Genomic DNA, 11,426 nt, shown 5'->3' with positions numbered 1-11,426 from the left:
TTGGCTTTTAAGTGTTTCTAGTTTTATACGGTCATCTCGTGTAAAATGGTGGTGGGACATTATGGACTCCTTCGGGTGTTTCAACAGAACTATTGTACCGAAGATCTCTGTGATGTCCTCTTTTTTTTGCACCGGTTGCATTTAAACCTTGAATCCGCCCTCCGCTTTTCTTTGAATCCGCTGGCGATTGGGCGGATGTCTTGATCTGTTCAAATCGTTCATGGCACAATATAGTCGCGGTGTTTTCTCACTTGATTCCAACCTAATTACGGGAGTAACCATGAATATTTCCGATTATAACCCTTTAAATCCCCAGCAAGTCCCCACCTCAATGCGTGCTCAGTGCGAAGAAGATCCGGGCAAAGATAAAGAAAATGGGCTGGCATCGTTGCTGTTGCAATCACGTTTGGTGATGGTGGTGGGTGAAGTGGATCAGGAGCTGGCAGAAAATGTTATCAGCCGTTTGCTGCTCCTTGACGCCCAGTCCCATGAGCCCATCAAAGTTGTTGTGGCGTCGCCCGGCGGTCATGTTGATTCCGGCTATGCCATCCATGATGTCATGCGCTTTGTCGCGTCGCCTGTGATCGGTATTGGTGCCGGCTGGGTGGCGAGTATTGCGGTGCCCATTTTGTTGGGCGCCGACAAAGATAAGCGCTTCTCGTTGCCGAACACGCGTTTTCTGCTTCATCAGCCTAGCGGCGGTGCCGGCGGACAAGCGGCCGATATTCGCATTGAAGCCATGGAGATTTTGAAGATCCGCACACGAATCAACGCCTTAATTGCACAAGAGACGGGACAGTCGGAAGAGAAGGTTTCGAAGGACAGCGACCGCAACTTTTGGATGGATGCGGAGCAAGCCCTCGAATACAAGCTGATCCACAAAATTATCCGTCACATTGGCGACATCGATTGATGCGGGGCTGTTAGCCAGTGCGGCGTGCTTCAAACAGGCTTAGCGGAATTTAAAGCCTTCTTGGCGTATACACCGGTCTAGGAAATCCTGTGCTTTTTTCAAGGAGGGCACGAAAGGATTGACGACCAGCGCCTGCAAGGCATTTTCGTAGGAGCAGTGCCGTACCGCTTTAATGGCGAGACGGTCACTCTCTTTCATTGCGCAGTAGATGCCCCTCAAGAAATGGGGCAACATCCCTATTTTACGTGCTTTGATTCCTTTTGAAGTAAGGCGTACGGGGATCTCTACGCTGCAATTCTTGGGTAGATCGGTGATGGCTCCATTATTCGCGACGCATAAAATCGCCGTGGTCGATTTGTTGGATTCCAGTTTTTGAAGGAGCGGGATAAGAGTATAATCGTACCAGAGCGCGTTTCGTTGTCGGGTCAGCTCAGGAACCGTGTTCAAGTCCTGTTTACGGTACATTTTCAGAATCCGTTTTTCTGCGTCATATAAAATATCGGAGCGGAAGTGGGAACCGCTTTGCTGTTCCTTGAGCAGTTCGTGGCGTCTGAAATAGACGCTCATTTCACGTATGGGGATCATCCGAAAGAGTCGGATAATATCATGATCAAAGGCGTCATCATTGCTTGCTTCGATTCGTTCCAGAACTTGTTTCATCCTGCTGGAGCCGTCTATCTTAATATTCTGTATCCAGCCCAAATCGTAGATGCCTACGTAGTCGACTTCCAGATCATCAACAGCGCAATTTAACAGGCCTGCGATTTTTCGCGAGTAGATGGCTGGAAGGGCATTGATGCCCACTACTTTAAGTTTGGTGTTTTGGAAGAGCGCTTCAACAATGGGACCCACCGGATTGGTCAGATTGATGAGCGTCGCTTTGGGGTTGGTTGCTTCAATGATCTGCGCAAAATCCATCACGACGGGCAGCGTTCGTATGAGGTTGATGACTCCGCCTGCGCCGAGGTTTTCCGAGCCGAACATATCAAAGAGGGGTGGTGTTTTCTCGTCGCGCATCCGTGCTTTTAATCCGCCCACCCGTACTTGGTTCACGATGTATTGGGCGCCGGATATGGCTGCGACCGGATCTGTTTCTGCGATTACCTTGGTTTCGTAGCCGTGTTTCGCAATAATGCGCCGACAAAAATCGGCGACAATGGGGAGTTTTTCGCCAGGAAGTCCCAAGAGTACTAATTCTTTTATGAGCATGCGGTGCGATAGCAACGAAGTCAAGAACTCCGGAATATAAACACTGCTGCCTCCAAGAACGGTAATCCTCTCAATCATATCCCATACTACTGCTCCAGAATGCTAAACGACAGAAGAAATTCAACGCCTTTGCGATGAATTGTCGGTCATCTTGATCCCTTCTCAGGGATGCTATAGGCGCTCCTCCGAAGAGCGCTTAGGTTCCTTTTCCGCTCTCTTTTAAGGCTATCCCTTTTGAGGGTGAAATGTCAACTCAGGCGCCCTTCGCGGACAAGCGAAACCGTTAAGACTCGTCTTGAAAGACGAGGATATCCACTCTTTTGCTGAGATCACTGCCCGGTCGAAAGATAAGGATATCTTCCGAGCCTCTGTTATCCAAGTTGACAGCGTGGGCATTTCCGTAACCGGGGATATCGAATTTGTGCCTTGGTTTGGCTGAAAGGAAACGCGTGGGATCGCCGGTGTAGACAGACAAGGTTTTTGCGCCGGTGCCATAGGCGACGTCTAGCTGTCCGTCGCCGTCGAAATCGCCGAAGACATAGGCAACCCGTGACCTGCCCTCGGGCGCGTCTACTGTCATGGTCGTTTTATAATCGGCTTTGTCTGAGAATTTGCTGTCTTCGAAGAGATAGACTTCTGCATGAGCGGCGACTTTGCCGCGCACGAAATAATTCATCACATTGCTAACGCCGAAAGGAATGCGAATAAAAACCAAATCCAAATTGCCGTCGCTGTTCACATCGATGACAACAGGACTGGATACAGCGCCTTTACAAGAGAAGACGGCGTCAGGCTCGTCGGGATAGACGAAAGGTTCTTGCGCTATATAGACATGGGTTTCTGCATGCATGCGTACCGTTCCCCTGGTCTGGGTGATAATCAAGTCTGGGAATTGGTCGCCGTTAATGTCTTTCAGTACGGCGGAGGCATCCCATTTCTCCTCCAAGTTCAGGGGCAGATGAAAACGTCGGTGTTCGGTCCAATTTTTGCCGAAAGCGAAATCTGCGTATTCATCGCTGAGAAAAGCAAGCCCTTTGACGGGCGTGTGGTCGAGGGTAAATGTTTGAATGTCGGGCAGGCGGTGTATGATATGGATGCTTTCACTGGAACGCATTTCACTGACCACGTCGCAGGTCACGACAGCATGCTCTTCGTAGAGGGTCCGTATTTGTACGCCCTCTTCTACGGGTATCAACCATTCGTCTATCCCGTCACCGTCTAAATCGACAGCGCCGCCTTTGATGAAGACCGGTTCGCGGCTGCGTGTGGGATATAAGGAAGGGCAGGCCGGGTTTTTGAGCAGCTTGAATCCTGACGGGCCGAATTGGTAGACCCACGCTTTTGATCCGGAAACAGCGACCAATTCGATGGGCGGTGTGCCATCCACTTCTGCGAGAAAGAGAGCGCCCATTTCCTCGGGCAAGGGGAGGCGCAGGGATGGTTTATCGGGGTAGGCTCCCTCTGTATCAGCCAAAAAGATACAGACCGATTTGTTCAGGGGTACGGCGGTTTCGTCACTGCACAAGACAAGGATATCCTTGAAGCCATTTTGATTTAAATCGCTGACTGCCACGTCCCATACATTGGTTTCTGTATGGAGTGAATAAAGTTCAGGCGCGGAAAGTGCGGCGCAGCTTAATAAAATGATCCAGCTCACGTTATGTTTCCTTTTATAAGGGTGTTGTGTATATGCACTTCTTATCATACAAAATTAAAGAGGATTCCGCAATTCGGTCTTTGTAAGCGTCATCCGGACGAGGACGAGGACGCGTCGCGATAGGGCGGTGTTCAATGGCTGCGTTGAAATGGTAATGGGAGGTATTATTACGGTACAGTAGGGGCTTGAGGACAGAATAGCAGTTTCTATTTCGGGCGTGATTGCTTCGCGTCCTAGGGCTGTAATAACGGTAGAGAACGAATAAAGGAATAGCGGCATGAATTCGCTTTTGAAAATGCTTCATGGGCAGCGCGTCGTTCCGGCCTTGCCCGGTTTGGATGATCCTGAGATGGTCACGCCTCTGTGCGATGCGCTTTTAGAAGGCGGTTTGCCCTGTCTGGAAATTACGCTTCGAACGGAGCATGGGTTGAAGATGGTGGCGCTGGCGGCGAAAACACGGACCCAAATATTGGTAGGAGCCGGCACGGTCTTATCTGTGGATCAGGCACAAGCCGCCATTGACGGGGGCGCGCGTTTTATTGTGAGTCCCGGTTTCGATCCGAAGATTGTGGCCCGTTGCTTGGAAGCGAAGGTCGCCGTGCTGCCCGGCGTGGCGACAGCAACAGAAGTACAGGGGGCGCGTTCTATGGGGCTGGAAGCGGTGAAGTTTTTTCCCGCTTCCCTTCTCGGCGGCCCCGCCATGCTCAGCGCGCTGCGCGGTCCCTTTCCCGATATGTATTTCGTGCCGACAGGGGGTGTGAATTTGGAGAATCTGGCGCAGTACTTGCAGCTGCCCAATGTGCCCGCCTGCGGAGGAACGTGGATGTTTCCCCGTGCCGCCTTAGAGGCGCGTGACTATGGGACTATCGCCGCAGCTGTGCGGGACACGGTGCAACGGGTTCATTCTTTGACACAAGCCTTGTAAGGGCTTTGCCCGGGTTGTGTGTGATGAGGGAGAGGAAGCGGCGCAGGCAGCGGATCGTCTGCATCGGCGCGACCGAGCTGCCTGCACCTGAATGAAGGTTTTAATTTAGCCTTCCATCAGCACTTTCACACCCATGAGATTTGCCATGTGTTTGAGGCTGTCTATATGATCGCCATAAACGACTACACGATGGAGCAAGGTCATGGCATCTTCCGAATTGATGGCCGTGCTCCAGTTTGCGGACATGGCCGCCGCGTCTTTCACCTCCGTCACGATCTGGGTACGGCAGCCGTGTACGGAGCGTTCGGGCACTTCGATAATGGTGCCTGTGGACGCGAGGATGGTTTCCAAATCCACGAATTTGGCGCGAGTAATGGTCTGTCCAAGACGATACTGCACTTCGGGAACACAGCCGCTTCCGCCCACTTCGGAGTGACCGCGCAGCAGGTAGGGCGCGTCTTCACTGTCGGGGCCGTCCATTTTCAGCGGTGCTGTGCAGTGGGCAGTCCATAAGGCGTTGCGTGAGGTGTCGAAGGTGGCGTTGCCTTGGAATCCGGCGAGATCAAAGGCGTATTGGAAAAGCAGCATGGTTAAGAGGGAGTCCATATCGCCTTCGCAGGCCGCGGGAATGCCGCGATCGCGCAGACGGGTAAATCCGAGGCAAGGGAACCCTTTGGGCAGCCATCCCATGCAGGTGCCGATGGCGAGCCCGTCCGCCTGTTGTTCCCGTATGAGTGCGTCGAGTGCGACGCTGACCCGCGCCGCCTTTTCGATGTCGTCGGCGTTGGGTTCAATAATTTCTTTGGCGCCTTGTGTCCATGCGCGAATCTCTTCTTGAACAGCGTCAGCATTGGCGTTGTCAATATGATTGTCGAAGAGGGCTTCTTCTACGGCGACAACGTCTGCGCCCAAGATGCGTTTCACTTCTTGCGGGTTGCAGGCCGCCGCTGTGCCTTGGGCGGGCGGGAAGAGCAAGACACGGGTCTTCTTCATCATGGGCACGACGCGCAGGATACGGAGAGCACGTTCCAATTCATCATAATCGCCGGTGGGCAGAAGCGAGACACGGTGTCCGTCACGGTGCCAACGGGGCACATACATCCAATCGTGACCGCTGGCGGGCAGTGCGAAGACGAGCATGGGCCGTGCCGCATCCAAGACGGGCTGAATGACGCGGGTCATGGCGAAGTTGCATACATTAATGGCGAGGACAGGCGCATCGGCACCGGCCGCTTCAATGAGTACTGCCGTTTCTTCGGGGGATCGTGATTCACCGATGAAGAGTTTGATATTACCCAGTTTTTCTTCGGCTTCGCTAAGCTTTGCCCGTGCCGCTTGGATTTGCTTTTGATCGGCGCCCCAATCGCGATCGTCGGGCCGGGGTTCGCCGGTGAAAATCACACAAATGGGTGATTTGCCTTTGGGAGCTGCAGGGGGGACTTGGGATGCCCACGCATGATTCCAAAGCATATTCGCTGCCACAACGCTGCCGGTGGCTCCGAGCGCACTCATTCCAAAAAATTGTCTACGCGTACATTGTTCACACATGACCGGCTCCTTCTTAATTGTTTAATTACGGTTGATAGACTACACCTGAAGAATACTTCCACTTGTGTATAACAGGGTATACCATTAAAAAGTATAACAGTATAGGCAAATGAAATTCTCTTTAGGAGCAGAGAAAGAAATAAGGCATGTTCTGCGCGGTGGGCTGTAATGCGGGATTGGGAAGATGTGGAGATAGGAGGGTCTTAGGCGCGGCGCAGGTGTTCTTGAATTTCGCGCACTGTCTGCTTTTCTTTGCTTCTAACGGTGTCGAGTTTTTCTTGCGCTTTTACACCCGATTCAGAATGTGGTTCCATGCGTACCACGCAGTTCCACGAGGCGAGCGCCTCTTCATGATTATGCAATTTGTATTGGGTGTTCCCGTAATAGAGATGGGCACGGCCGTACTGGGGATCATAATCAACAGCCTGTTCGAAAGCGGCTAAAGCCTCTGCGTAGCGTTTTTCGTTGTAAAAGTGTATGCCCTGGTTCAGGTAGCGGATGGCCGCTTTGCGCCGGTCTGAAACGGGGGGCCGCGTCATTTCGTGAATCGCCGCTTGATAATGACGCCGGCATTGGGTCCTGTATTCTGAGAAGCCGATTTCCCGTGTTAGGAAAAGCTTGGTTGCTTTACCGCTATTTCTTAAAAAACGGCGACCGTACTTGAAGATTCCACGCATATCCTATTACTCCTTCTCTTTCCTGGCATCGCTTTTTTTAACGAAAGCGACGCGTCTCGAATACCTTGACCTGTATAATGAATATACCATAAAATTGAGTGCCTCAGGGGCAGCCCGTAATAATTATTAAGGTTAATCCACTTTGCCGTGTATTTATTAGAATTGGGACGGCATAGCCCGGCTTCGTGTGATACCATGAAGACAAGAGGATGAATTGTGGAAGCGTACCCTTTCGCAATTCTTTATGGAAAGGATTTACAGCTTCATGTCAGAATCAATGCTTCTGCGCGGCAGACTTTTGGGTAAGACTGAGACGGTAGATGTTGAATTGCGTGACGGGCGGATTCATGGGCTGCGCCCTGCAAAGAATGGGACGCCCGATGCGGGGGATGGACAATCTCTTTTTATGCCCGGTCTTTTTGATATACAGGTGAACGGTGCCTTCGGCTATGACATGCAGAGCAGCGCGCTGACGGTGGACATGGTTCACGGCCTTAATGAGCAGCTCCTCCGACACGGTGTATTTCGGTGGGTGCCCACCTTGGTCACAGACAGTGCCGAGGCGCTGGAACATAAGTGCCGGGTTTTGGGAGAAGCCTTAGGCGACCCGGCATTAGCGCGGCATATCCCTGGTATCCATCTTGAAGGCCCGCATATTTCGCCGGAGGACGGCCCCCGAGGAGCTCATCCCGCTGCCCATGTATGTGCGCCGGATCTGAAGCTTTTTGAGCGGCTCCACCGCGCCAGCGGCGGGCGTATTCTTTACGTTACGCTGGCTCCTGAATGGCGTGGCGCTTTAGCGTTTATCCGCGCGGTCACTGCAAAAGGAGTGACGGTGTCGCTGGGTCATCATAAAGCGGAAGCGGAGGATATCCGCGCCGCTGCCGATGCGGGCGCTCGCTTATGCACCCATCTGGGTAACGGGCTCGCCTCGTTGATCCATCGTCATCAAAATCCTTTGTGGCCGCAGCTTGCCGATGATCGACTCCACGTTTCGCTCATTGCCGATCTGGAGCATCTGCCCGTAGATTTGTTGAAAGTGCTGTTCCGTGCCAAAGGCATCCAACGTATCATCCTCGTGTCGGACAGTGTATTGCTCGCGGGGATGAAGCCGGGAAAATACCAACTCTTTGATGCGGCGGTGGAGCTAAAACGCAGCGGACGGGTTTGTCTTTCCGGCACCGATTTATTGGCGGGCAGCAGCCTCTTTCTTCCGGAAGGGGTGGTGAATTTTTCCGCAGCTGTGGAGATACCCATGGCGCAAGCGGTTGCTGCGGCGAGCCGTGTACCGGCGCGACTGTTGGGCGTACCCTTGCCCCTGTGGCCGCCCCGTCCGGGTCGCAGGGCAGAGTTTTCTTTTTATCGTGAGGCGCCGAAAAAAGATCAGGCTTTTCCCATGCCTGAGTTCACCTTAGCTGGAGGAATTTTTCGCTCATGACCGATATTAGCAAAGAACGTCGGCTCCGCGTCACCATCAGCGGCACCGGTTTCGCAGGTGACTTTACGGCACGCGTATTAAAGATGATTCCGCATAAGAACAACTTGTCCATTGACCTTGCAGGTATCACTTCGGGGCACCTTGGCAACGCACAGGCTTTTGCGCAGCGTCATGGTATTGCCGCCGCCTTTGAAGAGCATGCTGAGATGTTGGAAGCGGTGAAGCCTCATATCGATTGTATTGCCTGTGCCAATTACGCCCATGCCGATTATGTGGCGGAATCAGCGCGTGCAGGGGTGCCCGTCATCGTATTGGAAAAGCCGCCGCTCATCTGGCCGGGCTATTTGGAAGGGCGTCAAGCCGATGCGGAGACCCGTAAAATGGAGAGTATGGACGCTTTTCATGAGGTGCTGGAGATGGTGGAGGCGGGGCGCTCGAAACTTTTGTACGCGGAAAATTTCGTTTATATGGACGGCGTGCAGGCTTTTATGCAGCTTCTGCGTGAGGCGGAGCCTCAAGACAAAGGGAAAATCTTACTGCAGCAAGGGGTCTGTGCCCATCAAGGTTCCCACGCGCCCGCCTATGACACGCCGGAAAAGTCCGGGGGCGGCGCGCTGTTCAATAAGGCTTGTCATCCCTTGGGACCCGCTTTATATCTGAAGCAAATGGAAGGAATGTTGCGTGAAGGTGCGCCCATACGGCCGGTGAAGGTATCGGCGACGGCGCTGCAAGTGCTGAAAGATCAAGCGCCCAAGGCGGGCGAACATTTCAGGGTGATGCAGCGTGTGGATGACTATGCGCGCCTCACGGTGCTCTTCGAAGACGGCACCGTCGCGGAGCTAACGGGTCATGATCTGAGTATCGGCGGTATTCGCAACCGATTTTCGGTTATTGCCGATTTCGGACAATATGACATGCGCATCAATCCCAATGACGCCCATGAATTATTCTTGCCCGACGGTGATGTGGCAGGACAGGTACTCATGAGAGAGAAACTGCCGACGGCGCAGGGCAGCTCCCATCCCAGTCCCGGACAATTTCGTGTGCACGGTTATGTGAATGAATTGGATGATGCTGTGCGCTGTGCGTTAGATGCAGAACGATATCCTCAATCAGGGAGCATGTTGGCTTGGGACACCCTCGCGGTGCTCATGGCGGGCTACGAGTCTGTAGAAAAAAATTCCCGCATCATCGATATTTCCGATTATAGCTTGGGCCGGGACTTCCCCATTGAGGTCGTCCCGGATCCCTTGCTCAGCGATAGCGTATTGGAGCAGCAATAAGGCGCTTCTTAGTTGCTCTTTTCTCGGAACAAGCTGTACAGCAATTCGATGGAGGTATCTGCCATAAAGCGTCCGGCGTCGCCGTCGAGCCAGCGCGAGAGGATGGGTTTCTCGCCGTAGGCGCCTCGCTCCGCCTGGTAGGGGAAGGGCACATAGGTGGATACGCGATCGTTCGCTAATTCGACAATGAAGGTATGGGGCGCGATTGACCATTCTTTAATTTCGAGACCGATGCGCACGAATATTTCTGCGGGCAGAGCGACCATGCCAAGGTCGCCAATACGCAATGCCTGTACGGGCACCGGGGCGATTTCGCCGTCATGGGGCCACGAGCGTCCGCGTCGGATAATAGATTTATCCATGTCGCCCGGTTTTTCTTTCTGTTCCAGTTTTTCGATCTCTTTGTAAAAGGCTTCATCCCGCGTGTAATAGGGGATATCGACAATCTTGGTCATGACCGACAAGGACGCGTCTTCCATGGGTTCGGCGCGCTCTAAGGCGACCATGGCGGCCCCGGCGAGGGCACGGCCGAGCTGAAGCGATTTGGCGGGACCGCCTGTGGGCAGCGCGGTTTTATCATGGGTGTGGTGGTTGATGTCGCCGCAGGTGCCTTGGAGCAAGAGGGTGACCACCGTGTCTCCATATACGGAAGCGATGGTGTCTCCCAAGAGCCCCGGCCAGTCTGCGGAAATGAAGTCTGCACTGCCGCCGCCGATGACGTCGGGGTGTAATGCGAAATTAACCATCAACGCGATGAGGTTGCCCTCTTCGTCTCGGGCGGAGAGGGTCTGCAATTCGGGATCGATGGGACCGGCTGTGCCCAATACGGCTTTTTTGCCGGCGTTGCCGCGACCGAAAACTTCCGAGCCGTCTTCAAGGCGGAACAGACGATTGAAGCTATATCCGGTTGCTTCGGTTGTGCCGGCGTGTAAGGTGGCGGGTACTTTGTTCTTATCGGCAGCGGCTACGGCAGCGGCGATGTGACCGGGCAAAGCGGCGGTCCACTCTTCATCGCGTTTCATATTCGAAACGCTGCGCATCTCAGGACCTGTGTGGGTGTGGGTCGAACAAATCATGATGTTCGCTGCGGGAATGCCGCATTCCGCTTCGATGAGCGCTTTGGCGGGATCGCTCACATCGCCTGTCATACTGATCAAATCGCAGGAGACGAGCGCCACACGCTGATTGCCGCTTTCGATGACGACCGCTCGGGCGAAAAGATCGGAGTATACCGATTTCGCCTCGCGTATGTGGAAATAGCCTGCCAATTGCACGCCCAAGGGCGGCGTGATACACTGCTGTGCGCGGCCTACTTTAAAGAGGGCGGGTTCTGCGACGGCAGGAAGTACGAGCAGCGACAAACTCAGCATAAAGATTAAAACGCCGAAAAGAGGCAGTCGGTATGATGGGTTCATGGAAAGATTCCTTTTTGCTTTAACGAGAATAAACAATAGGTTTACGAGTCAAAATACCACTGTAACGGATTCGATTTCGGAATTCAAGAAAAGACAATTCACGAAGATGCTGCTATCGAAACAGAAGCGCCCTTTCCTGTACTATGGAAGAAAACGATTTGGAGGTATTATTATGAAATCGCTTCATGGTCTTTGTATGGCTTTGGTTCTTGTTTTGGTGTACGGGGCAGCGTCTGTCATGGACGCGGAAGAAGCACCGGCGGCGGGAGCGTCCCCGCGGCAATCTAGCTATGCCGTGGTCACGCCCAACGATTTTGAGGGCAGCGACACGGCGCGGATCAATCAAGCCATTACTGAGGAC

The 11,426-nt window shown here is 53.3% G+C and carries 10 protein-coding genes; 5 read left to right on the top strand and 5 right to left on the bottom strand.

Features of this window, described 5'->3' with window-relative positions; all coding sequences use genetic code 11:
• The first annotated feature begins 331 nt into the window (after positions 1-331).
• On the top strand, positions 332-913 hold the full coding sequence (locus tag GX117_14775; protein NLO34591.1) for an ATP-dependent Clp protease proteolytic subunit: 582 nt from the start codon (positions 332-334) through the stop codon (positions 911-913).
• Positions 914-952: 39 nt separating this feature from the next.
• Here GX117_14775 and GX117_14770 read toward each other — a convergent pair whose 3' ends face one another.
• Both GX117_14770 and GX117_14765 read right to left on the bottom strand, forming a co-directional pair.
• A complete protein-coding gene (locus GX117_14770; protein ID NLO34590.1) occupies positions 953-2,200 on the bottom strand; it encodes a hypothetical protein in 1,248 nt (415 codons plus the stop codon).
• 205 nt (positions 2,201-2,405) lie between these two features.
• Positions 2,406-3,779 (bottom strand): VCBS repeat-containing protein, encoded by a 1,374-nt coding sequence (locus GX117_14765; GenBank protein NLO34589.1) that lies wholly within the window; start codon positions 3,777-3,779, stop codon positions 2,406-2,408.
• Between the two features lie 277 nt (positions 3,780-4,056).
• On the opposite strand from GX117_14765, the gene eda reads away from it, so the two are divergent.
• Positions 4,057-4,704, top strand: coding sequence for a bifunctional 4-hydroxy-2-oxoglutarate aldolase/2-dehydro-3-deoxy-phosphogluconate aldolase (gene eda, locus GX117_14760; protein ID NLO34588.1), 648 nt, complete (start codon positions 4,057-4,059; stop codon positions 4,702-4,704).
• Between the two features lie 105 nt (positions 4,705-4,809).
• Here eda and GX117_14755 read toward each other — a convergent pair whose 3' ends face one another.
• A complete protein-coding gene (locus GX117_14755; protein ID NLO34587.1) occupies positions 4,810-6,252 on the bottom strand; it encodes a hypothetical protein in 1,443 nt (480 codons plus the stop codon).
• 203 nt (positions 6,253-6,455) lie between these two features.
• Positions 6,456-6,929 (bottom strand): tetratricopeptide repeat protein, encoded by a 474-nt coding sequence (locus tag GX117_14750; protein NLO34586.1) that lies wholly within the window; start codon positions 6,927-6,929, stop codon positions 6,456-6,458.
• A gap of 265 nt (positions 6,930-7,194) precedes the next feature.
• Between GX117_14750 and GX117_14745 the strand changes: the two genes are divergently transcribed.
• Both GX117_14745 and GX117_14740 read left to right on the top strand, forming a co-directional pair.
• The gene (locus GX117_14745) at positions 7,195-8,367 is read left to right on the top strand and encodes an amidohydrolase family protein (protein ID NLO34585.1); all 1,173 of its coding nucleotides are present in this window, start codon (positions 7,195-7,197) and stop codon (positions 8,365-8,367) included.
• On the top strand, positions 8,364-9,650 hold the full coding sequence (locus tag GX117_14740; protein ID NLO34584.1) for a Gfo/Idh/MocA family oxidoreductase: 1,287 nt from the start codon (positions 8,364-8,366) through the stop codon (positions 9,648-9,650). Before GX117_14745 ends, GX117_14740 begins: the two co-directional genes overlap by 4 nt.
• 8 nt (positions 9,651-9,658) lie before the next feature.
• Here GX117_14740 and GX117_14735 read toward each other — a convergent pair whose 3' ends face one another.
• Positions 9,659-11,065 (bottom strand): hypothetical protein, encoded by a 1,407-nt coding sequence (locus GX117_14735; GenBank protein ID NLO34583.1) that lies wholly within the window; start codon positions 11,063-11,065, stop codon positions 9,659-9,661.
• Between the two features lie 172 nt (positions 11,066-11,237).
• On the opposite strand from GX117_14735, the gene GX117_14730 reads away from it, so the two are divergent.
• Positions 11,238-11,426, top strand: a 189-nt coding sequence (locus GX117_14730) for a hypothetical protein (protein ID NLO34582.1), incomplete at its 3' end; no start/stop codon positions are given.

Source organism: Candidatus Hydrogenedentota bacterium, from assembly GCA_012523015.1.
In the GTDB taxonomy this organism is placed as follows: domain Bacteria; phylum Hydrogenedentota; class Hydrogenedentia; order Hydrogenedentales; family CAITNO01; genus JAAYBJ01.
This window is presented reverse-complemented; position numbering and strand designations above follow the sequence as displayed.